Raw genomic sequence first — 22,512 nt, forward strand, 5'->3', positions numbered from 1 at the left:
GCCTTATTCGCCCGATGCGCTCGGAGCCCCGGCGCGTTTGCGCTTGGAGCCGCTGCTGCGGCGACGTTTGCGCGGCGCACCGCTGGCGTCATCACCTTTGCCGCTGAGGTCGCGGATCATATCGCGACGTTCGCTGTCGTTGGCATCCTGATAGTCGGTCCACCATTCGCCCAGGCCATCGGTCTGCTCGCCGGCGCTTTCACGCAACAGCAGGAAATCGTAGCCGGCGCGGAAGCGCGGGTTGTCCAGCAGCAGGTCGGCACGTTTGCCGCTGCGCCGTGGCAGGCGCTCCTGCATGTCCCAGATTTCGCGAATCGGCATGGTGAAACGTTTCGGAATCGCGATGCGCTGGCATTGTTCGGCGATCAACTCGTGGGCGCCTTCCTGCATCGCCGGAATCGGCGGCATGCCGCGCTCTTGCAGACGCAACACACGGGCCGGCAGGGCAGGCCACAGCAGTGCGGCAAACAGGAACGCCGGGGTTACCGGTTTGTTCTGCTTGATCCGCAGGTCGGTGTTGGTGAGCGCTTCGCTGATCAATGTGTGGGTGTATTCCGGGTTGTGTTCCAGCGCATCGGCACTGGCCGGGAACAGCGGGGCGAACAGTTGCAGATCGACCAGCATCTCGAAGGTGATCGCGCCGTGGCCGGAGAGGAACAGCTTGAGCACTTCTTCGAACAGACGGGCCGACGGGATCTCGCGCAGCATCGGCGCCAGTTCGCGGATCGGCTGCACGGTGTGCTTCTCGATGCCGAAATTGAGCTTGGCGGCGAAACGCACGGCACGCAGCATCCGTACCGGGTCTTCCTGGTAACGCTGCTTCGGATCGCCAATCAGGCGGATCAGGTGATTGCGGATGTCGTGTACGCCGTTGGCGTAGTCGAGAATGCGCTCGCTGACCGGATCGTAATACAGGGCGTTGATGGTGAAGTCGCGGCGTTGCGCGTCTTCTTCCAGCGTGCCGTAGACGTTGTCGCGCAGAATCCGTCCGCTCTCGTTGCGTGAAGACTGGTTGCTGTCTTCGTCGTCTTCGTTTTGCGGGTGATTGGCGCGGAAGGTCGCGACCTCGATGATTTCGCGACCAAAATGGATATGCACCAGTTTGAAGCGGCGACCGATGATCCGCGCATTGCGGAATTCGGCCCGGACTTGCTCGGGGGTGGCACTGGTGGCGACGTCGAAATCCTTGGGCGTGATGCCCAGGAGCATGTCTCGCACGCAACCGCCGACCAGATAAGCCTGGTAACCGGCACCTTGCAGGCGTTCGACGATATTCACCGCGTAGCGGCTGAATTGCGTTTTCTGCAGCGAATGTTGACCGCTGTTGAGCACTTCAGGGGTGCTGCGGATGTGTTGCGTACGACGCACGGGAGTTCGGAATGACTGGAACAGCTTCTTCAGCATGGGATGCACTGTTTGAAGGAATGTTCGGCCATACCAAAGAATGACCGCATGATGGGCGCAGATTCTAGCATTTAGTCGGGGGATGGTGTAGGACACAGCCGTTTTACGCTGGAAGCCGCAGGCTACAGGCTTCGAACTCGATAAACGCGGGGGATTTTGCCGGTAGGGAGAAACTACAAGGGGAGCCGAAGCTCCCCAAGAAGTAGTTGCGTGCTCTTTTTATTATTGATTCGGGCTTTTTGTTTTTGTTGAGTGCCCTCGCCACGAAGCGTTTCCTTCGTGACCCTCCCAATCGGGAGCCAAGAGCAAACGGATTGCTTTGGTCGCTGAATTGCAGTGATCTTTCGATCCAACCAGTACAGGCTCTGTCTTAGGACAGTTTTTGTTGTTCTCGGCCTGGTCGTGGGGCTAGCCCCAAATACAACGCCTCTCCAAAAGAATCAGTTAGCTGCGCCTCTCGCCGTCTTGTTTTTATTGTGCGTGAGTCGATTCGTCTTATTTTTATTGTCTTGTGCATTGCTTGTTATTGTTCTTGTACCAAACATATAGCAGGTGCCGTGCCAACTTTTGTGAAGCCCAATAAAACAAGGGGTTAGGTCGGTATAACCGTTTTCCAAGGACGAAAAAAAGCCGGGGTTTCGTTACCGATAACCCCGGCTTTTGTTACGTGAAAGGACTGAGGTAACAGTTTTTTCACATCTTCAAGCGTTACCCGCACACTCGACAGGTAACGTTCAGCTCTCGCTGGTGACTCCGGTCTTGCGCCGCGGAATGCCCAGCCGCTGCCGGCGTTCCCACAGGCATTTACGGCTGACGCCCAGTTTGCGCGCCAGTTCGGTCTCGGTCATGTGGTCCTGGTGCTCAAGGACGAAATGCTGGAAGTAATCCTCCAGCGACAGGTCTTCGGTCGGCTCATGGCTGCTGTTGCTGGTGTTACCTGCGGTTTGCGCCGGCAAGCCGATGAACTCGTCGTCTTCCAGGTCGCTCAGCTCAATATCGATGCCCAGCAGGTCGGCGGAGATTTCCGGGCTTTCGCTCAGGATCACCGCGCGCTCGACCGCGTTTTCCAGCTCGCGCACGTTACCCGGCCAGGAATAGTGCCGGATGGCCTGTTCGGCATCGGCGGCAAATTTCAGGTCGGTACGGTTGATGCGCGCACTCTGTCGGGCGAGGAATGCATTGGCGATTTCGTTGACGTCGGTGCCACGCTCGCGCAGGGCCGGCAGTTTCAGGGCGATCACGTGCAGACGGTAATAAAGGTCTTCACGGAACTGGCCGATTTTCGCCAGACTCTTGAGGTCGCGGTGGGTCGCGGCGATCAAGCGCACATCGACCTTTTGCGACTGCACCGAGCCCACGCGGCGAATTTCGCCCTCCTGCAACACCCGCAGCAGGCGCGCCTGAGCTTCCAGCGGCAGTTCGCCGATCTCGTCGAGGAACAGCGTGCCGCCGTCCGCCGCTTCCACCAGACCGGCACGACCGGCGCTGGCGCCCGTGAACGCGCCTTTTTCGTGGCCGAACAGTTCGGACTCGATCAGGCTTTCCGGGATGGCCGCGCAGTTCACCGAAATCATCGGTGCCTTGGCGCGCTTGGACAGGTTGTGCAGGGCGCGGGCGACCAGCTCTTTACCGGTGCCGGATTCACCCTGGATCAGGACATTGGAGTCGGTGGGCGCCACTTTGCGGATCTTGCTGTACAGATCCTGCATCGGGGGGCACGAGCCAATGATGCCAATCTCGCCGTTGCTGTTGTCGACAGACGATTTGCCGCTGCCATTGGTCGATTTGCCGGCAACCACTTCGCCGGCGGCGGGCGCCGACTGGTGATCACGCAGGATCCGTGCGACGGCCTGAAGCATTTCATCGTGATCGAAAGGCTTGGCGATGTAATCCACCGCGCCCATCTTCATCGAGTCGACCGCCGAACGCAGGCTGGCGTAACTGGTCATGATCAGCACCGGCTTGCCCTGGCCAAGCTTGATCAGCTCGGTACCGGGGGCGCCAGGCAGGCGCAGGTCGCTGACGATCAGATCGAATGTGGGAATACTGAAGCGTTCTTGTGCTTCCTGCACTGAACCGGCTTCGCTGACCTGGTACTGGTTGCGTTCCAGCAGGCGGCGCAAGGCGGAGCGGATAATGGTTTCGTCTTCGACGATCAAAATGTGCGGCATTGATTCGATACTCTCGACGGTCTCAGTTCACAGCGGACGTCGCTTCGACATGGCGCGGTAAGGTCACCCGGATACGGGTGCCGCGCTGGCTTTGTACATCAGCCGGGCTGTCGATGGTGATTTGTCCATAATGCTCTTCAACGATGGAATAGACCAGTGCAAGGCCCAGACCGGTGCCTTCGCCAGGATCCTTGGTGGTGAAGAAAGGTTCGAACAATCGGTCCATGATGTTCTGCGGAATACCACTGCCTTCGTCCTCCACGATCAGATCGACCGTGTGTTCGCCGGCTTCACTCTTGACCCGCACCGCACTGCCCGCAGGCGATGCGTCACGGGCGTTGGAAAGCAGGTTGATCAGTACCTGGGCGAGCCGCTGCGGATCTCCTTCGACCCAGTGATCCGGATCGCACAGGTTATAGAACTGCACTTCGAAGTTGCGTCGGTTCAGGGCCAGCAGGCCAATCGCATCCTGTGCGACCTCGGCCAGACAGACGGGCTCGTCGCTGTGCTGATGACTGCCGGCATGGGCGAAGCTCATCAACGACTGCACGATGCGTGACACCCGCTTGGTCTGTTCGAGGATCTGTCCGCTGATTTCCGTGAGCTCGCCGTCTTCTTCGCGCTCTTCGCGCAGGTTCTGCGCCAGACAGGCGATACCGGTGATCGGGTTGCCGATTTCATGGGCCACGCCGGCCGCCAGGCGACCGATGCTGGCCAGGCGCTCGGAGTGCACCAGTTTGTCTTCGAGCATCTGGGTTTCGGTCAAATCTTCCACCAACAGCACCAGGCCACTGTTGCCCGGTGCCAACGGTTCGTCGATCGCCGCTTTGTGCAGGTTCAGCCAACGGGTCTGGCCGTCGAGTGCCAGGTGCTGTTTGTGCAGGTGTTCGTCGGGCAGGTTGATGAAACCTTGCAGCAGTTGCTTCCACGGATCGGCGATGGTGCTCAGTCGCGAACCGACCACCCGCTGCGCGGCGATCCCGGTGAGTTCTTCCATCGCCTTGTTCCACATCAGGATCTCTTGATCCTTGGCCAGCGAGCAGACGCCCATCGGTAGCTCTTGCAGGGTCTGGCGGTGGTAGCGACGCAATGCGTCGAGTTCGGCGGCCAGCCCGGTGAGGCGTGAGTGGTAATCCTCGAGGCGGCTTTCGATGAAGTGGATGTCTTCAGTGACGTAGTTTTCGCCGCCGGCCTTGTACGGCAGGAAGGTTTCGACCATGTCCTGGGCCACGCTCGGACCCATCAGGCCGGAGAGGTTGGCTTCGATGCGGTCACGCAGTCGGCGCAACGCATAGGGGCGGCGTTCGTCGAACGGCAGATAGAGATCGCGCAGGGCCTGCTCGACTTCCTTCTGTGCGGCCTTGGCGCCCAGGGGTTTGGCCAGTTGTGTGGCGAATTCCTGGGGGGAGGCGGCGTGCAGCTCGCGGCGTTGCGGACGACGCACGTTATCCACCGCGCAGGCTTCGGCGGCGCTGGCTTCTTCGGGGCTGGCGTTGGTGAACAGCGAGATCAGGGTGAACATCAATACGTTGGCCGCCAGCGAGGCGATGGCCGCCATGTGCCAACTGGTGTCGTCCAGCACGTAAATCATGTTCAGCAGGGGGATGTAGAAACCCTGCAGATTGCCGACCAGCGGCAGCAGCATGGTCACCACCCACACCAGAATCCCCGCCAGCAGACCGGCGATAAAGCCGCGACGGTTAGCGGTCGGCCAGTACAGCACCGAGAGCACGCCGGGCAGGAATTGCAGGGTGGCGACGAACGCGACGATGCCGAGGTTGGCCAGGTCTTGCCCGGCACCGAGCATCAGGTAAAAGCCGAAACCGGCCATGATGATCGCGACGATCAAGGCCCGGCGGGTCCACTTCAGCCAGCGATAGATGTTGCCTTCGGCGGGTGGCTGGTAGAGCGGCAGCACCAGGTGGTTCAGCGCCATGCCCGACAGCGCCAGGGTGGTGACGATGATCAGGCCACTGGCGGCCGACAGTCCGCCGACGTAAGCCAGCAATGCCAGCGGCTTGCTGTTGGCGGCGATGCCGATGCCGAGGGTGAAGTATTCCGGGTCGGTGGTGGCACCGAGCTTCAGGCCGGCCCAGAGAATCAGCGGCACCGCCAGGCTCATCAACAGCAGGAACAGCGGCAGGCCCCAGCTGGCGCTGACCAGCGAGCGCGGATTGAGGTTTTCGGTGAAGGTCATGTGATACATGTGCGGCATCACGATCGCCGAGGCGAAGAACACCAGCAACAGCGTGCGCCAAGGGCCTTCCTGGAGTGGCGTGTGCAGGGCGGCGAGGGCGGTCTGGTTCTGCAGAAGCCACAACTCGAGTTGTTGTGGACCGTCGAACACGCCATACAGCGCATAGAGGCCGACGCCGCCGAGGGCGATCAACTTGATCACCGACTCGAAAGCAATCGCGAACACCAGCCCTTCGTGTTTCTCGCGTGTGGCGATATGCCGGGAGCCGAAGAAGATCGTGAACAGAATGATCAGCGCACAGAATGCCAGGGCGACGCGGCTCTGGATCGGCTCGCCGGTGAGAATGCCAATGGAGTCGGCCACCGCCTGAATCTGCAACGCCAGCAGCGGCAGCACGCCGATCAGCATGAAGATCGTGGTCAGTGCGCCGGCCCAGGTGCTGCGAAAACGGAACGCAAACAGGTCTGCCAGCGACGACAGTTGATAGGTGCGGGTGATTTTCAGGATTGGGTAGAGCAACACCGGCGCCAGCAGAAACGCGCCGGACACCCCGAGATAGCTCGACAGAAAGCCGTAGCCGTACTGATAGGCCAGGCCGACCGTGCCATAAAACGCCCACGCACTGGCGTAAACCCCCAGCGACAGGGTGTAGGTCAGCGGGTGGCGAATGATCGCCCGCGGGATCATGCCCCGTTCACTGATCCAGGCAACTCCGAACAGCACCGCCAGGTATGCGGCGCTGATCAGGATCATCTGGGTCAGGCTAAAGCTCATCGGCATCTTTTTGGCTCTGCAGGATGAAGGTCACGACAATCAGGATCAACCAGAGCAGATACGGCCGATACCAGGCGCCCGTGGCGTCGATCCACCAATCCATGATGGCTGGAGAAAACAGATAGATTCCCACGACCAGAAGCAGGACCAAGCGATAGATGTACATCCCGGCCTCTCTTTTTTATGCGCGTGCCCGAAAACGTGCGGCGATGGTAACGGATGGGCGCGCCACTGCAAGTGCCGTCATTGCAGTTGCGCTTCGGGCAGGGTCAGTGTGCGCGGGATCCGGGTCGCATCCCAGTGGTTTGCGCCCCAGTTCAGTAGCTCCTGCGGGGTGGCGTGAGCCAACTCGGCGCCGGGGTTCTGCCCCAGCGCGCGCAGGGCCCGCAGCAGCAAAGGGGTGGCTTGATCGGCCTCCAGTGGCGGCGAGCGGTAGGATTTGCCGAGCTTGTTGCCGTCCGGTTGCGTGATCAATGGCAGGTGCAGGTAGCGTGGCTGACGAAAACCCAGCAGTTCTTGAAGGTAGAGCTGGCGCGGGGTGGAGTCGAGCAGATCGGCGCCGCGCACGATGTCGGTGATGCCTTGCCAGGCGTCATCCAGCACGACTGCCAGTTGATAGGCGTACAAGCCATCGCGGCGGCGAATCACGAAATCGCCGACTTCGCGCCCCAGATGCTGGCGAAACTCGCCCTGCACCCGGTCGATGAAGTGATATTCCAGTTCCGGCACGCGCAGGCGGATCGCCGCGTCTTGCTGCTCATGCCCGGCATTGCGGCACAGCCCCGGATAAATGCCGTGATACGGCTCCAGTTGTTTGCGCGAACAGGTGCAGGCGTAGGCAAGGCCATGGTTGAACAGGCTGTTGAGGATTTGCGCGTAGGCCTCGTGCCGGTCACTCTGGCGCACCATTTCGCCGTCCCATTCGAAACCGTAGCTTTCCAGCGCCTTGAGAATCGCTGCCTGCGCGCCGGGCTCCTCCCGGGGCGGATCAAGATCTTCCATGCGCACCAGCCAGCGCCCGCCCACTGCGCGTGCGTCGAGGTAAGAGGCGAGGGCGGCGACCAGCGAGCCGAAGTGCAGATGGCCACTGGGTGTCGGGGCGAAGCGGCCAATGTAGGCGGGGGAGGTTTTGGCAGTCATGAGGACAATATAATTTTCAGGGTTCGCGCACATTACCCCCTGTGGGAGCGGGCTTGCTCGCGAATGCGTCGGATCAGACACGTTTATGTTGAATGACACATTGTATTCGGGAGCAAGCCCCCTCCCACAAAGGCAAAAGGCAGAAACAAAAACGGAGCGTTCGCACGCTCCGTTTTTCGTTCAAGTCGAGATTACTTGCCGACCTGCTTTTCCTTGATTTCCGCCAGGGTCTTGCAGTCGATGCACAGATCCGCGGTAGGACGGGCTTCGAGGCGCTTGACGCCGATCTCGATGCCGCAGGACTCGCACCAGCCGTATTCTTCGTCCTGAATCAGTTCGAGGGTCTTGTCGATCTTCTTGATCAACTTGCGCTCGCGGTCGCGGGCGCGCAGCTCGAGGGCGAATTCTTCTTCCTGGCTGGCACGGTCGGCCGGGTCAGGGAAGTTGGCTGCTTCGTCTTTCATGTGATCAACAGTGCGATCGACTTCCTGCATCAAGTCCTGTTTCCACTTGTTCAGGATCTTGGTGAAGTGCGCGCGCATCGGGGCGCCCATGTACTCTTCGCCGGCCTTCGGAACATAAGGTTCGAAGCCGCTGATCGTCGCTTGCTGCTGTTGCTTTGCTTGGGTGGGCATGAAATGGACCGCCTCTACTCTTGTAATCCATTGCGCAGGATTGCTCCATCACCGACACCTGCCGGCCCTGCGGCTGCAAGCGGGCGAACTTACCAGATCAATTCGGCCTGCGCTACTCCCGGATGTCGAGGTCCCGGCGGGTGGCGCTTGCAAATGTTTGGCAAGCCGTGTCTGGTGGTGTTGAAGACCTGTTCAATCACTGATTTTAGTCAATCCTGGAGCGTACGCTCATATCGTTACAGTCCAGCGTTCTTGAGGCTGTGACCGCGATGGGTTCTCGCTCGTTCCGGCAGATGGGTAGAATCGTTTCTTTTTCCCGTCGAAGGAAGGCCAATGGCTCAGCCCTACAGTGCGCGCAGTCGTGCGATCGAACCGTTCCATGTGATGGCGCTGCTGGCGCGGGCCAACGAATTGCAGGCTGAAGGCCACGACGTTATCCATCTGGAAATCGGCGAACCAGACTTCACCACGGCTGAGCCGATCATCCGCGCAGGCCAAGCGGCGCTAACGGCGGGCAAGACCCGCTACACCGCCGCGCGCGGCATTCCCGAGCTGCGCGAGGCGATTTCCGGTTTCTATCAACAACGTTATGGCCTGAACATCGACCCGCGACGGATTCTGATCACCCCCGGTGGCTCCGGCGCCCTGTTACTGGCCAGCGCCTTGCTGGTGGACCCTGGCAAACACTGGCTTTTGGCGGACCCCGGTTATCCGTGCAACCGGCACTTCCTGCGTCTGGTCGAAGGCGCGGCGCAGCTGGTTCCGGTCGGGCCGGACGTACGTTATCAACTGACCCCGGATCTGGTGGCGCGGCACTGGGATCACGACAGTGTCGGTGCGTTGGTGGCCTCGCCGGCCAACCCTACCGGGACGATCCTGACCCGTGATGAGCTGGCCGGGTTATCCACAGCGATCAAGGCGCGGCACGGGCATTTGGTGGTGGATGAGATTTATCACGGCCTGACCTATGGCACCGACGCGGCGAGTGTGCTGGAAGTCGATGACAGTGCCTTTGTGCTCAACAGTTTTTCCAAATATTTTGGCATGACCGGTTGGCGTCTCGGCTGGCTGGTGGCGCCTGACGCGGCAGTCGGGGAACTGGAAAAACTCGCGCAGAACCTCTACATCAGCGCGCCGAGCATGGCGCAGTACGCGGCACTGGCGTGCTTCGAACCAGACACCATCGCCATTCTCGAAGAGCGCCGCGCTGAATTCGGTCGCCGCCGGGACTTCCTCCTGCCGGCGTTGCGCGAGTTGGGTTTCAATATCGCCGTCGAGCCGGAAGGGGCGTTCTACTTGTACGCCGATATCAGCCGGTTCGGCGGTGATGCCTTCGCGTTCTGCCGTCATTTCCTCGAAACCGAGCATGTTGCCTTTACCCCGGGACTGGATTTCGGCCGTTATCAAGCCGGCCACCATGTGCGTTTTGCCTACACGCAAAACCTCCCTCGCTTACAGGAAGCGGTGGAACGAATCGCCCGTGGCCTGAAGAGCTGGCAAGGCTGATGCGTTTTTATCCTGCTCTGGAAGAGGCGCGACTGATTCGCCGCTACAAACGGTTTCTCGCCGATGTTGAAACGATCAACGGTGAACTGTTGACCCTGCACTGCCCGAACACCGGTTCGATGCTCAATTGCCAGGTTGAGGGCGGCCAGGTGTGGTTCAGCCGTTCCAACGATCCCAAACGCAAGCTGCCCGGAACCTGGGAAATCGGCGAAACCCCGCAGGGCCGGCTGTTTTGCGTGAACACCGGCCGCGCCAACGCCTTGGTCGAAGAAGCCTTGCAGGCTGGGGTCATCAGCGAGTTGAACGGTTTTACCGCGCTGAAACGCGAAGTGGCGTACGGTCAGGAAAACAGCCGCATCGACTTTCGCCTCGAATACCCAAGCGGCCCAGCCTATGTGGAGGTGAAAAGCGTCACCCTGGGTTTCGACGGGACGAATGTGGCGGCGTTTCCCGATGCGGTCACCCAGCGCGGCGCCAAGCACCTGCGCGAGCTGGCGCATCTGGCCCGGGACGGTATTCGTGCGGTGCAGTTGTATTGCGTCAATCTCAGCGGGATCGAGGCGGTGCGCCCGGCGCAGGAAATCGATTCGGCCTACGCTGACGCACTGCGTGAAGCGGTGGCGTGCGGGGTCGAGGTACTGGCCTACGGCGTGCGCTTAAGCCACGAAGAGATGGTGATCGACCGGCGGCTGAACGTCCTGCTTAACGGTTAAACATCGATCCACAGCCCTTGTGCATCCTCGCGGCAAGGGATGGCGGTCAGGGATTGCCCGGCGCAGGGGCCGGCGACGCATTGGCCGTCCTCGATCAGAAACAGTGCGCCGTGAGTTGCGCACTGAATCAGGCTGTTGCTCGGGTCGAGAAACTGGTCTGGGTGCCATTCCAGCCCGACGCCGCGGTGCGGGCAACGGTTCAGATAGACATACGCCTGCCCCTCGCGGCGCACGGCAAACAGTCTGTTTCCGTCGATGTCGAACCCTCGGCTGCCGGCCTCGGCCAGATCGGCGCCCGCGCACAAAAACTTCATGGCTATCCTCAAGTGTCGGCTCGTCACGGGAGATGTCCGAGCTTGACGTATAAATGCAAACAATTATCAAATGGCCGCCTTCATCCGCCGTGCGGTGACCGATGCCTAGGATACTTGGCCCGTTGTCCCGATGCGCGGAAAAACCTGTTCAAGGAAGCTGTGTATGCGCCTGAAAACCCGCGTTGCTGTGCTGTGTGTCGGACTTTTCGTCAGCCACCAGGCTGCAGCGGCTGATTTGCCGCAACGCTGGGTGAGCGCCGGGGGCGGATTGTCGGAGTGGGTCAGTGCGCTGGGCGGCGAGACGAAACTGGTCGGCGTCGACACCACCAGTCAGCACCCGCAATCGCTGAAGGCACTGCCGAGCATCGGCTATCAGCGCAGTCTGTCTTCGGAAGGCATTCTCAGCCTGCGTCCGGACATTCTGATCGGCACCGAAGAAATGGGCCCGCCGCCGGTTCTGGCGCAAGTGAGGAATGCCAAGGTACAGGTGGAGCTGTTTTCCGCGCAGCCGGATCTGCCAACCCTGCAAAAGAACGTCACGCACCTGGGACAATTGCTCGGCGCCGAGGCGCAAGCGGCTCAACTGCTGCAAAGCTATCAACAGCAACTCGATGCGCTGAAACAGCGAGTCAGTCAATTGCAGGCCAATCACAAGGCGCCGGGCGTTCTGGTGCTGATCGGACATGCAGGTGGCAAGCTGTTGATTGCTGGCAAGGACACGGCTGCCGACTGGATGTTGCAACAGGCCGGCGGGCATAACCTGGCGACGCATACCGGTTACAAACCGTTCTCAGTGGAATCGTTGGCGGGGCTCGATCCTGAAGTCTTGGTGTTCGCTGATCGCGCGTTGAGCGGTGAGGCGGCGAAAACGGCGCTGTTCAAGGAAAACCCTATTCTCGACTCAAGCCGCGCTGTCAAGGCCGGACGGGTGCTGGAGCTGGACCCGACGTTGCTGGTTGGCGGCCTCGGGCCGCGTTTGCCAGCGGCGTTGAGGACCTTGTCTGACGGTTTCTACCCGACCAAGGGCAACCCATGACCACATTGGTCAAACCCCGCAGCCTGTTCGTTGGCCTGACGCTGTTGTGTCTGCTGGCCATCTGGCTGTCGCTGGCGCTGGGACCGGTCAGCCTGCCGCTGTTCGATACCCTGCGCGCAGCGTTGCGCATGCTCGGTGTGCCGCTGGCGCCGGACGGTCTGGAGCAGGCTGAGCTGATTCTCGGGCAGATTCGCTTGCCGCGCACCTTGCTCGGGCTGGCCGTCGGCGGTGTGCTGGCGTTGTCCGGTGTGGCGATGCAGGGCTTGTTTCGCAATCCGTTGGCCGATCCGGGATTGGTCGGGGTGTCCAGCGGTGCTGCGTTGGGCGCAGCGATTGCGATTGTCGGCGGTGCGTTTTTTGGCGGCTTGCCGGAGTGGTTCGGGCCGTATTTGCTGTCGGCGTGTGCGTTTCTCGGTGGGCTGGGGGTGACGGCGCTGGTCTATCGACTCGGCCGCCGCAACGGTCAGACCAACGTGGCGACCATGCTGCTGGCGGGGATTGCCCTGACTGCGCTGGCAAGCTCGGCGGTGGGGCTGTTCACTTATCTGGCGGATGACGCGACCCTGCGTACGCTGACGTTCTGGAATCTGGGCAGCCTCAACGGCGCCAGTTACGCACGGCTCTGGCCGCTGCTGATCATCAGCGCCGGCGTTGCGCTGTGGTTGCCGCGCCGCGCCAAGGCCCTGAATGCCTTGCTGCTCGGTGAGTCCGAGGCAGGGCATCTGGGTATCGATGTCGAGCGGCTCAAGCGCGAATTGGTATTTTGCACCGCGCTGGGTGTCGGTGCGGCAGTGGCGGCGGCGGGGATGATCGGTTTCGTCGGGTTGGTGGTGCCGCATCTGGTGCGCTTGCTGGCCGGGCCGGATCATCGGGTGCTGTTGCCAGCCTCGGTGTTGGCCGGGGCCAGTCTGTTGTTGCTGGCGGATCTGGTGGCGCGGCTGGCGCTGGCGCCGGCGGAGTTGCCGATCGGCATTGTCACCGCGTTTATCGGCGCACCGTTCTTCCTTTATCTGCTGTTGCGAGGGCGTGCCTGATGCTGCGTGCGCACAATCTGCATATCCGCCGCGGCCGCAAGACGGTGCTCAGCGAGGTCAGCCTGCAGCTTGAACCGGGCGAAGTGCTGGGGGTGTTGGGGCCGAATGGCGCGGGTAAAAGCACATTGCTCGGCGCCCTCTGCGGTGAACTGGCGGTCAGCGAGGGCGAGGTTTCGCTGGATGGTCAGGCCTTGAGCCGCTGGACGGGTGCGCAACGCGCGCAACGTCTGGCGGTGTTGCCGCAGGTGTCGACGCTGGACTTTGCCTTTCGCGTTGAGGAGGTGGTTGGCATGGGCCGCTTGCCTTATCAGAGCGGTCGGGTGCGCGATGACGAGATCGTTGCGGCAGCGCTGGACGCTGCGGATGCCGGGCATCTGAGCGGGCGCAGTTATCTGGCGCTGTCGGGTGGCGAACGTCAGCGTGTGCATCTGGCGCGGGTGCTGGCGCAACTGTGGCCGGGGCAGGCCGGGCAAAGCTTGTTGCTCGACGAGCCAACGTCGATGCTCGATCCGCTGCATCAACATACGACGCTGCAAGCGGTGCGCGAATTTGCCGATCGTGGCGCGGCAGTGCTGGTCATCCTGCATGATCTGAATCTGGCGGCGCGCTATTGTGATCGTGTGTTGTTGCTCGAAGGCGGGCGCCCGGTGGCGCTGGATACGCCGCAACAGGTCTTGCGACCGGATACGCTCAAAGCCGTGTTCGGTCTTGAAGTGTTGGTGCAGCCGCACCCGGAACGTGGGCATCCGCTGATCATCGCCCGCTGATTTCTCATCGAGGTGATGGCATGCGCGGGATGTGGTTATTGGCGGTGTTGCTGCTTGCAGGGTGTCAGCATGTTGCCGCGCCGCCGGTCAGTGGCGAGATTCGCGATCTGCACAGCGGCCAGGTGCTGACGGCAGAGGCGTTGCTGAAGCGTTTGGCCAGGCCGCAACACCTGATCATCGGCGAGCAACACGACAATGCCGATCATCACGCTGTGCAGTTGTGGTTGTTGCAGGCGCTCGGTGAGCAGCGTCTCCAAGGCAGTTTGTTGCTGGAAATGCTCACGCCTGATCAACAGCCGAAAGTGGATCAAGTCCGTCACGCAGCAGCGCCGCCCACTGATCTTCCCGGCGCATTGGCCTGGCAGGATGGTTGGGACTGGAGTCTCTATGGTCCGATCGTCCGGTTCGCCCTCACGCAGCCCTATCCGTTATTGGCAGCCAATCTGGATAGCGATGAAATCCGCGCCTTTTATCGACAGCCGTCAGGTTTGAGCGGAGTTCGCAGCAATGCGCCCGCGGTGAAGGCCGCGTTGCTTGAGCAGATCAGCGATTCACACTGCGGCTTGCTGCCCAAATCGCAAATGCCGGCGATGCTCGCGGTTCAGCAGCAACGCGATCGACGCATGGCCGAGCGTTTGCTGGCGGCGCCAACGCCAGCCTTGTTGTTGGCCGGTGCCTGGCACGCGCGCAAGGATGTTGGTGTACCGCTGCATGTTCTGGATCTGGGCGCAGCCCAAGCACCGACGGTGCTGATGATGGCCGAGCAGGGGGCTGAGGTTACCGCAGCGATGGCCGATTATGTCTGGTACACCCAGGCGAAGCCGAAGCAGGATTACTGCGCACAGATGCGCAAACAGTTTGGCCAATGACTTTTCCACAGGCAAAAAAAGACCCGGTAGAACCGGGTCAAATAACCGTGATTAGCCTGATGAGGAGATAATCTGAGAGTCCGAACCAAGGGCTTTTCAGAATATCGACTGATCTCGCGACCAGTTGTGATAATCATAGCGATTCTCATTACCGAGTCAACCACTGTTTTTCCATTTACTTGATTTAGTCGTGAAAATGGCCGTAATGCCCCGGAAATACAGGACTTAACGCGGGCCTTTGCTGGCGATCAGTTGGGTGATCTGCTGGTTGAGCTGGCCGATACGTCGGGCCATGCTCTCAATGAGGCTGTGAGCAATTTTTGGATTGTTGCGGGTCATGTTCAGAAATTGATCGCCGGGAATCAGCATGACGGTGCTCGGCTCGCGAGCAATGACCGTAGCGTTGCGCGGCTCTCCCGTGAACACCGCCATGGCGCCGAAAATTTCGTCCTTGGGTACTTCGCCCACTTTGTGCCCATCAACAAACGCTTCGGCATGCCCATCGATGATCACGAAAACGTGATCGGCCACATCGCCCTGCTGGATCAGCACTTCACCGCTTTCGACCCGTTTGAAGCCGTTGGTGCTGCGAAACTCGCGTGGTTTCAATTCGGCTACAGCGTGGGCCAGCATTGCCATCTGACCCAGCAGATACTCCAGCAATTGCTCGGCCCTGCCAGGTTCGGCAAACAAGTGGTGAAGAAGATCAGTTCGCCGATATGGCAGCAATCGTAAGGCCCCGTCACTGCACAAACGGCAATCAGCCCAGGCCTGGCCCTGCTGCAGACCGATCAAGTCGCCTTCCTGCCAGTAAAAAACCGCCCGACCGCCAATGCAGCCGTTGATCACGCCTTCTGTCAGCAGAAACAACTGATCGTCGGGTAACTGTCGCAGCAGATCGTCAGAGATTTCTGTCTCCAGCGCTGGCCCGCACGGCGCAAGCCCTTCGAGCCAGCGTACAGGCAAGCTCTGCAAGCGATTGATCAGTGCATCGACAGGTGCCGATTGTTCCCCGAGCAGATACATGGCGTCAGCGCCTATTTCAATTCTTGTGTCGAGAGGAAATAGCTTCGAGTTGCTTGTTCAAGGCGTCTTTGCGTTCGGCAGGGATGTCGTTCCAATGCACATCCATCAGCGCCCCTTCGATCGCATACAGCAACACCTTCGATGCGCGAAACCCGCGGGTACGCACGGCCCGGTAGGCGTCTACCGCCCCCAGGCGACGCAAGTCCGAAGCGCTGTGGATGCCCACGGCATGCAGCCACTGCGCCGACGTCTTGCCAAGATTCTTCAGGTGTTGCAGTTCATCATTCATCAAGCCTCCTTGCGACGGCCGAATGGTGCGTGGTCGAGCTTCTCAGGAGTGTAGCCATCAGTAGGAAAAGCGTGGTTGTTTGGTCGGATTCAACGCAAACGCTTCTAAGAAAGGGGCGCTTGAACGGTCTGCGAACGCAGATAAGGAGGGGGGAACAAAAAACAATGCAGGAGTGAGCCTGCTCGCGATAGCGGACTGGCAGGTACACATGTGTTGAATATCAAACCGCTATCGCGAGCAGGCTCACTCCTACAGGGAAGGCGTTGTGTCAGGGATCAGCGTGTGCGATAACGCAAGCGCGTGCCGAAGTTCATCGACATCAGAATCTCGTCCGCACTCAGCTCAACCGGGAAGTACGCGCCGGAAATCTGCGCATGAGCGAGGCTCGCTCCTTCAAGCGAAGCATTACGGAAATCGATGCCACGCAGATCGGCGGAACGGAAGTAGGCGTCCCTGAAATCCACGCCATCAGCATTCAGTTCACGCAGATCAAGACCGCGAAAGTCGCCACCGACCATATCGATCGGGCCGTCTTGCGGGCGCTCTTTGTTGAAACCTGTGATGTCGTCTTTGTGCAGCAAGGCGTACAGCGGGGTGTCGAGAAGTTTCGGCTGGCTCATGTCAGATCACCTGTTGGTTTTATGACGCCAGTATAGTGCCACTATTTGGCGGCCGTGAAGCAAGCGAGGACTTCACGGCCGAAATAGTTTCTTACAGGCCCGGCAGGCGTTGACGGATCTGCGCGACCACGGTGTCCAGCGTGCCGGATTCATTGGTCTGTACGCGCTTGCTGCGCAGGATTTCTTCAGGCGTCAGTGCTTCGCGATTAGCCTGTTGCGCTTCGATCACTGCCAGTGTGGCATCGGACGGATCCTGTTTGTCCGCCTGACGAATTGCCAACCAGCTCTCGATCACCGCTTGTGGTGCGTTGCAGTCGAGGATCAGGAACGGCGTGCCGGTGGCTTCGGCGATCTTTGCCGCGCTGTCGCGTTGCTCACGCTTCAGGTAAGTCGCATCGATGACCACCGGGAAGCCGGCGTGCAGGATCACTTCAGCGATTTCATGCAGGCGTGCGTAAGTCTTGGTGCTGGCGTCGGCGCTATAAATGCCGGCCTGCACATCATTGGCCACAGTTTGCTCGCCGAACAGGCGCTTGCGCTCAACGTCGGAGCGCAGGCGAATCGCCCCCAGTGCTTCGACCAGGCGCATGGCCACATGGCTTTTGCCGACTGCCGATACACCGTGGGTGATGGCCATGAAGCGCGAAGGAATGGTGCTGTAGCTTTCCGCCAGGTTGGCGTAGTTGCGGTACTGGCGCAGGGTGGTGGCGCGCTGCACTGGGGTGGCGTCCGCTGGCATGCTGAACAGGGCAACCTTGGCGCGAACCAGGGCGCGGTAGGCTTTGTAGAAGTTCAGCACTTCCAGGCCTTGATAGTCGCCGGTCAGCTCCAGGTACTGGCTGATGAAGCGACGGGCCAGGGATTTCAGGCCGCGGTCTTCCAGGTCCATGGCCAGGAAGCCGGTGTCGGCCCAGACGTCAGTGAAGCGGAACGGCTCGTTGAACTCGATGCAGTCGAAGATCACCACTTTGCCGTCGATGACGGTGGCGTTGCCCAGGTGGATATCACCGTGGCATTCGCGGGTGAAACCCTCGGCTTTACGCTGAGCGAACAGCGGCTTGAGGCGTTCGAAGCTGCTTTCGGCCCAGGCTTTCAGTGCTTCGAGTTGCAGCAAGTCGTTCTTGTCGCTGAGGAACGGCAGGATCTGTTCGAAGTTTTGCGAGACCGGGGCCATCACGCTGTCCGGTGTGCCGGCGTCATGCTCGGCCGGGACTTTCGGCGCGCTGAGGTGGAATTTGGCGATCTGTTCGGCCATTTCGTCGACGTGCCGAGTGGTCAACTCGCCGTTGGCTTGCAAGGTGCTGAGCAAACCGGTCTGCGGGAACTGACGCATTTTCAGCACATATTCGATTGCCGGGCCATCGCCGCCCAGTTGCGGCGCTTCGACGCTGCCGGTCACCGGCAACACTTCCAGATACAAATCATCGGTCAGGCGCTGGTTCAGGCGCAGTTCTTCGCCGCAGAAGTGCTCGCGCGATTCGAGGCTGGTGAAGTCGAGGAAGCCGAAATTCACCGGCTTCTTCACTTTATAGGCAAAGGGGCCAGTGAGGATCACCCACGAGATGTGGGTTTCGATGACCTGGAACCCTTCGACGGGGTGCGGGTAGAGGGCCGGGTTTTGCAGGGCAGCGATCAGGGACTGGCTCACGGGCGATCCTTCAGAGACTGGGAAATTCGAGGTCGCCATTATGGCCGCTCGCCAGCCCGACGCAAACCTCGGAGCGCTCCTGTTGAGTATGAATAAAGTGCGTATAATCCGCCGCCATGACTCGAACTCGATCCCCTCGTACCAAGAAAAAACCACCTGCCAGGGGCCTGCGCCCGTGGTTGGGTTGGGCCATTAAACTCAGCCTGGTCGGCCTCGTGGTGCTGGCCGGCTTCGCCGTTTACCTCGATGCCGTGGTGCAGGAGAAGTTCTCCGGCAAGCGCTGGACCATCCCGGCCAAGGTCTACGCGCGTCCGCTCGAGCTGTTCGTCGGACAAAAGCTCAGCAAGGATGATTTCCTGACCGAGCTCGACGCGCTCGGCTATCGTCGCGAAGCCGTGAGCAACGGTCCCGGCGCTGCCGCAGTCAACGGCAATACCGTCGATCTGAACACTCGCGGCTTCCAGTTCTATGAAGGTCTGGAAAAAGCCCAGCCGGTGCGCGTGCGCTTCTCCGGCGATTATGTGGCCGAGCTTTCGGGGCTCAATGGTTCGAAGCTGTCCGTGGTGCGGCTTGAGCCGCTGATGATCGGCGGCATTTACCCTAAAAATCTTGAAGACCGAATCCTGATCAAGCTCGATCAGGTGCCGCCGTACCTGCTGGAAACCCTGGTTGCGGTTGAAGACCGCGACTATTACAGCCACTGGGGCGTATCGCCGAAATCGATTGCCCGGGCCATTTGGGTCAACACCTCTGGCGGCAAGATGACCCAGGGTGGCAGTACGCTGACCCAGCAGTTGGTCAAGAACTTCTACCTCACCAACGAACGCAGCCTGAGCCGCAAGCTCACCGAAGCGATGATGGCGATGCTGCTGGAACTGCATTACGACAAGAAGGAGATTCTTGAGGCCTACCTCAACGAAGTCTTCGTCGGGCAGGACGGTCAGCGTGCGGTGCACGGTTTCGGTCTTGCCAGCCAGTTCTTCTTCGGCCAGCCATTGTCCGAGCTGAAACTGCATCAGGTAGCGCTGTTGGTCGGCATGGTCAAAGGCCCGTCCTATTACAACCCGCGCCGCAATCCTGAGCGCGCGCTCGAGCGTCGTAACCTGGTGCTCGACGTGCTTGAGCAGCAAGGCGTGGCGACTGCCGAACAGGTCGAAGCTGCGAAGAAAATGCCACTGGGTGTAACGACTCGCGGCAAGCTCGCTGATAGCTCATTCCCGGGCTTCATCGATCTGGTCAAACGCCAGTTGCGTGAAGACTATCGCGACGAGGACTTGACCGAAGAGGGCCTGCGGATCTTCACCAGTTTCGACCCGATTCTGCAGATGAAAGCCGAGGCCTCGGTCAACGACACCTTCAAGCGCCTGGCTGGACGCAAGGGCTCCGATGATGTGGAAGCGGCGATGGTCGTGACCAATCCGGAAACCGGCGAAGTCCAGGCAATGATTGGTAGCCGTCAGGCCAGCTACGCCGGATTCAACCGGGCGCTGGATGCCGTGCGGCCGATCGGTTCCCTGGTGAAGCCCGCGGTGTATCTGACTGCACTGGAGAAACCGAGCCACTACACGCTGACCAGTTGGCTGTCGGATGATCCGTTGTCGGTCAAAGGCGCGGACGGCCAGGTGTGGAAGCCGCAGAACTATGATCGCCGCTCACACGGCACGGTCTTCCTCTATCAAGGACTGGCGCACTCCTACAATCTGTCGACCTCGCGTCTGGGCCTGGAAGTCGGTGTGCCGAATGTGCTCAAGACCCTTGCGCGTCTGGGCGTGACCCGGGAATTCCCGGCGTTCCCGTCGATGCTGCTGGGGGCTGGCGGCATGACCCCGATCGAAGTGGCGACCATGTACCAGACCCTCGCCAACGGTGGTTTCAATACGCCGATGCGCGGGATTCGCAGCGTACTGACCGCCGAGGGCGAGCCGCTCAAGCGTTATCCGTTCCAGATCGAGCAGCGTTTCGATCCGGCGTCCATCTACCTGATCCAGAACGCCATGCAGCGGGTGATGCGTGAAGGTACCGGCAGCTCGGTTTATAACGTGCTGCCCAAGACCCTGACGCTGGCCGGCAAGACCGGTACCAGTAACGATTCGCGTGACAGCTGGTTCGCCGGTTTCAGTCAGGACCTGCTGGCAGTGGTCTGGCTCGGTCGTGACGACAACGGCAAGACCCCGTTTACCGGGGCAACCGGTGCATTGCAGGTCTGGACCAGTTTCATGCGCAAGGCCGATCCGCTGCCGCTGGACATGCCGCAGCCGGACAACATCGTCCAGGCGTGGGTCGATTCGCGTACCGGACAAGGCTCTGACGCCAACTGTCCGGGGGCGGTGCAGATGCCGTATATTCGCGGCAGCGAACCGCCACCCGGCGCCGCGTGTGCAAGCGAAACGCCTGCTTCGCCGGAGTCGGTGATGGATTGGGTCAAGGGCTGGATGAATTAAGCAAAGAGGGTTTCAAGTGAACAAGTGGTTGATTCCAGCGGTGACCGCCGTGGCTTTGCTCAGCGGCTGCTCTACCGTACAGCGTGGTTCGATCCCGGTGGTGGATTCCGGCACGACCGTGTCCAACAGCGAACGCCTGTCGGCCAACGGCGGTTTCCGCAAGACGACGGTCAAGCGCCCAGTACAAGGCCAGGCGCAATCCCAGGCCATCCCTCAGGGTGATACTGGCGTAGTGGTGATGGTGCCGGGTGGCGGCGCCACGACTTCGGCTCCGATCAGCACCTCGCCGATCGTTCCGGGCCCGGCGTCCGGCGGTATCACGCCGGGGCCGTACACCCCGTCGCCGGTCGAGTCGGCGCCGATCAACACGGGCAGCTACAGCATGCCCTCGACGCCAAGCGGGATTCCTTCGGCCAGCAGTGCCGGTGGTCTGTCGGCGGATGAGCAACTGGATGGCCCGGTGCTCGCCTTGCTGACTACTGCACAGCAGCAACAGGCCGGCGGTGACCTCAATGGCGCGTCCTCCAGTCTGGAGCGCGCCCAGCGCGTAGCCCCGCGTGAGCCGCAAGTGCTTTATCGTCTGGCGCAAGTGCGCATGGCTCAAGGTGATGCGCCACAGGCCGAGCAGTTCGCCCGTCGTGCGCTGACCATGGCCAACGGTCGTCCGGACTTGCAAGCCAACCTGTGGGAAATCATCGCGCAGTCCCGTGAGAAGCAGGGCGACTCCGCCGGCGCGGCTCTGGCTCGTCAGAAGGCCAAGGTTTCGCTCTGATGGATACTCGTTTCCCGAAAATCGCTGATCAGTTGCTGCTGATCGAGCGTGAGCTGCGTACCCAAGGCTGGTGGGATGAGGTTCAGCCATCGGTAGAAGCCTTGAGCAGTGTCGAGCCGTTTTCGGTCGACACGCTGGATTTCGAGCAATGGCTGCAATGGATCTTCCTGCCGCGGATGAAGATGATCCTCGAGCAGGATCTGCCGCTGCCCAATGCCTCGGGCATTCAGGAGATGGCCGAAATGGTCTTTGCCCAGCGCAATCTGAAGGGCAAGGATCGACAGCTGCAGGTGCTGCTCAAAGAGTTCGACCTGCTGATCACTGCTTCGCGCTGAACCGCAAGCTGCCAGTACCTACTGGCAGTTCTGCGCAATCTGTTTCTGCGTTTCGCCGATGCGCTCCTGCCGTTGTGCATCGTTGAGGCGCCGCATTTCTCCCTCCACTTCCTCTCTCAAGCGTGGATTGTTCTGCAATTGCGCCAGGTTCGTCCGTGCCTGTTCGCAAAACGCCCTGAGCTGCGTCTGCTGCTCCGCCACCTGTTTCTTGACCTTGTCGTCGATGGTTTTCTGATCGCCCTGCGCGCCGCTGCCAGGCATTGCTGCAGGTTTCGGCGGGGGCGAGGAGGGCGTTTGCACGGTGGTGGCCGGCTGCCCTTGCGGAGGCTGCGCATCGAAGTGAGTGACGCCTTGGGCATCGACCCATTTGTAGATCTGAGCGGCCGAGCACCAGGGGCTGAGGCCGATCAGCAGAGTTAACAGAAGCGTTCGCATGCTGATTCCTTGGCAAAATTGCGCAATTGACGCTAACAGAGTAGCGGTTTTCAGGTTTTTTCTTGCGTTCTCATGTGCTTACCCACAATTAAGCACATTGACGGCTTGACTTGGAGAGGGCGAAACAGAAGAATCCAAAGTCCGCTGTAGAGGGACTGCCAGAAGCAGACCCACTCGGTAGATCATGAGGCGCATATCCGCGTCGACCTGTTACACCCGCAACGCGTTACCTCGCGCTGGGTGGGAAAGGCCCGCAACACTTGGGACGATCCCAATACTTGCTCAGTCAGTGCTGACGTAGTCGGCGACCACCGTCGCTCATGCTCTGCCGAGAAGTAAACCTATTAAGACCCGCCCCTTTTTGTGGACGGTATTCTGGCGTTTTA

The 22,512-nt window shown here is 60.5% G+C and carries 21 protein-coding genes; 9 read left to right on the plus strand and 12 right to left on the minus strand.

What is annotated here, in order from left to right:
- Positions 1 to 3: 3 nt before the first annotated feature.
- The 6 genes from U862_RS0101795 to dksA all read right to left on the minus strand — a co-directional run bounded on the left by U862_RS0101795 (position 4) and on the right by dksA (position 8,321).
- A complete protein-coding gene (locus tag U862_RS0101795) occupies positions 4 to 1,404 on the minus strand; it encodes a polynucleotide adenylyltransferase PcnB (RefSeq protein WP_025108825.1) in 1,401 nt (466 codons plus the stop codon).
- A 734-nt stretch (positions 1,405 to 2,138) separates the two neighbouring features.
- On the minus strand, positions 2,139 to 3,575 hold the full coding sequence (locus U862_RS0101800; RefSeq protein ID WP_025108826.1) for a sigma-54 dependent transcriptional regulator: 1,437 nt from the start codon (positions 3,573 to 3,575) through the stop codon (positions 2,139 to 2,141).
- Positions 3,576 to 3,597: 22 nt separating this feature from the next.
- Positions 3,598 to 6,552 carry a sensor histidine kinase gene (locus U862_RS0101805; RefSeq protein WP_025108827.1) on the minus strand — a complete coding sequence of 985 codons (2,955 nt, stop codon included), beginning with the start codon at positions 6,550 to 6,552 and terminating at the stop codon, positions 3,598 to 3,600.
- Complete coding sequence (locus U862_RS29960; RefSeq protein ID WP_003176118.1) at positions 6,536 to 6,712, minus strand: hypothetical protein; 177 nt, start codon at positions 6,710 to 6,712, stop codon at positions 6,536 to 6,538. The genes U862_RS0101805 and U862_RS29960 overlap by 17 nt, the downstream gene beginning before the upstream one ends.
- A 77-nt stretch (positions 6,713 to 6,789) precedes the next feature.
- On the minus strand, positions 6,790 to 7,686 hold the full coding sequence (gluQRS, locus tag U862_RS0101815; protein WP_025108828.1) for a tRNA glutamyl-Q(34) synthetase GluQRS: 897 nt from the start codon (positions 7,684 to 7,686) through the stop codon (positions 6,790 to 6,792).
- A 191-nt stretch (positions 7,687 to 7,877) separates the two neighbouring features.
- A complete protein-coding gene (dksA, locus tag U862_RS0101820) occupies positions 7,878 to 8,321 on the minus strand; it encodes an RNA polymerase-binding protein DksA (protein ID WP_003228250.1) in 444 nt (147 codons plus the stop codon).
- Between the two features lie 333 nt (positions 8,322 to 8,654).
- Here dksA and U862_RS0101825 point away from each other — a divergent pair, with 333 nt between their 5' ends.
- Complete coding sequence (locus tag U862_RS0101825) at positions 8,655 to 9,827, plus strand: pyridoxal phosphate-dependent aminotransferase (protein WP_025108829.1); 1,173 nt, start codon at positions 8,655 to 8,657, stop codon at positions 9,825 to 9,827.
- Positions 9,827 to 10,540: a DNA/RNA nuclease SfsA gene (sfsA, locus tag U862_RS0101830; protein ID WP_025108830.1), complete on the plus strand. Its 714-nt coding sequence runs from the start codon at positions 9,827 to 9,829 to the stop codon at positions 10,538 to 10,540. The genes U862_RS0101825 and sfsA overlap by 1 nt, the downstream gene beginning before the upstream one ends.
- On the opposite strand, the gene U862_RS0101835 is transcribed toward sfsA, so the two are convergent.
- Positions 10,537 to 10,854 carry a Rieske (2Fe-2S) protein gene (locus U862_RS0101835; RefSeq protein WP_025108831.1) on the minus strand — a complete coding sequence of 106 codons (318 nt, stop codon included), beginning with the start codon at positions 10,852 to 10,854 and terminating at the stop codon, positions 10,537 to 10,539. The genes sfsA and U862_RS0101835 overlap by 4 nt on opposite strands.
- Positions 10,855 to 11,017: 163 nt before the next feature.
- Between U862_RS0101835 and U862_RS0101840 the strand changes: the two genes are divergently transcribed.
- From U862_RS0101840 to U862_RS0101855, 4 genes are read left to right on the plus strand one after another with little or no spacing between them, the layout of a single operon-like run.
- Positions 11,018 to 11,890, plus strand: coding sequence for a hemin ABC transporter substrate-binding protein (locus U862_RS0101840; RefSeq protein ID WP_025108832.1), 873 nt, complete (start codon positions 11,018 to 11,020; stop codon positions 11,888 to 11,890).
- Between the two features lie 50 nt (positions 11,891 to 11,940).
- Positions 11,941 to 12,924, plus strand: coding sequence for an iron ABC transporter permease (locus tag U862_RS0101845; RefSeq protein WP_177327303.1), 984 nt, complete (start codon positions 11,941 to 11,943; stop codon positions 12,922 to 12,924).
- Positions 12,924 to 13,691, plus strand: coding sequence for a heme ABC transporter ATP-binding protein (locus tag U862_RS0101850; RefSeq protein ID WP_025108834.1), 768 nt, complete (start codon positions 12,924 to 12,926; stop codon positions 13,689 to 13,691). Before U862_RS0101845 ends, U862_RS0101850 begins: the two co-directional genes overlap by 1 nt.
- Before the next feature lie 20 nt (positions 13,692 to 13,711).
- Positions 13,712 to 14,560, plus strand: coding sequence for a ChaN family lipoprotein (locus U862_RS0101855; RefSeq protein WP_025108835.1), 849 nt, complete (start codon positions 13,712 to 13,714; stop codon positions 14,558 to 14,560).
- A gap of 225 nt (positions 14,561 to 14,785) precedes the next feature.
- On the opposite strand, the gene U862_RS0101860 is transcribed toward U862_RS0101855, so the two are convergent.
- From U862_RS0101860 to U862_RS0101875, 4 genes are all read right to left on the minus strand, one after another.
- Positions 14,786 to 15,586 (minus strand): Crp/Fnr family transcriptional regulator, encoded by an 801-nt coding sequence (locus U862_RS0101860; protein ID WP_025108836.1) that lies wholly within the window; start codon positions 15,584 to 15,586, stop codon positions 14,786 to 14,788.
- Between the two features lie 16 nt (positions 15,587 to 15,602).
- The gene (locus U862_RS0101865; protein ID WP_003228231.1) at positions 15,603 to 15,875 is read right to left on the minus strand and encodes a TfoX/Sxy family protein; all 273 of its coding nucleotides are present in this window, start codon (positions 15,873 to 15,875) and stop codon (positions 15,603 to 15,605) included.
- 275 nt (positions 15,876 to 16,150) lie between these two features.
- Positions 16,151 to 16,495 (minus strand): pentapeptide repeat-containing protein, encoded by a 345-nt coding sequence (locus U862_RS0101870; RefSeq protein WP_025108837.1) that lies wholly within the window; start codon positions 16,493 to 16,495, stop codon positions 16,151 to 16,153.
- Positions 16,496 to 16,586: 91 nt separating this feature from the next.
- Complete coding sequence (locus U862_RS0101875; protein ID WP_025108838.1) at positions 16,587 to 18,143, minus strand: bifunctional aminoglycoside phosphotransferase/ATP-binding protein; 1,557 nt, start codon at positions 18,141 to 18,143, stop codon at positions 16,587 to 16,589.
- 116 nt (positions 18,144 to 18,259) lie between these two features.
- Between U862_RS0101875 and mrcB the strand changes: the two genes are divergently transcribed.
- Genes mrcB through U862_RS0101895 form a run of 3 tightly spaced genes read left to right on the plus strand, consistent with a single transcriptional unit; the run spans position 18,260 to position 21,691 of the window.
- Positions 18,260 to 20,584 carry a penicillin-binding protein 1B gene (mrcB, locus tag U862_RS0101885; RefSeq protein ID WP_025108839.1) on the plus strand — a complete coding sequence of 775 codons (2,325 nt, stop codon included), beginning with the start codon at positions 18,260 to 18,262 and terminating at the stop codon, positions 20,582 to 20,584.
- A 16-nt stretch (positions 20,585 to 20,600) separates the two neighbouring features.
- Positions 20,601 to 21,356, plus strand: a complete 756-nt coding sequence (locus U862_RS0101890) for a hypothetical protein (RefSeq protein WP_025108840.1) — start codon at positions 20,601 to 20,603, stop codon at positions 21,354 to 21,356.
- Positions 21,356 to 21,691: a YqcC family protein gene (locus U862_RS0101895; RefSeq protein WP_025108841.1), complete on the plus strand. Its 336-nt coding sequence runs from the start codon at positions 21,356 to 21,358 to the stop codon at positions 21,689 to 21,691. Before U862_RS0101890 ends, U862_RS0101895 begins: the two co-directional genes overlap by 1 nt.
- Positions 21,692 to 21,709: 18 nt before the next feature.
- Here U862_RS0101895 and U862_RS0101900 read toward each other — a convergent pair whose 3' ends face one another.
- Positions 21,710 to 22,126 (minus strand): DUF4124 domain-containing protein, encoded by a 417-nt coding sequence (locus U862_RS0101900; protein WP_025108842.1) that lies wholly within the window; start codon positions 22,124 to 22,126, stop codon positions 21,710 to 21,712.
- Between the last annotated feature and the right edge of the window lie 386 nt (positions 22,127 to 22,512).

Origin of the sequence: Pseudomonas sp. H1h (genome assembly GCF_000633255.1) — a bacterium.
Classification (GTDB): domain Bacteria; phylum Pseudomonadota; class Gammaproteobacteria; order Pseudomonadales; family Pseudomonadaceae; genus Aquipseudomonas.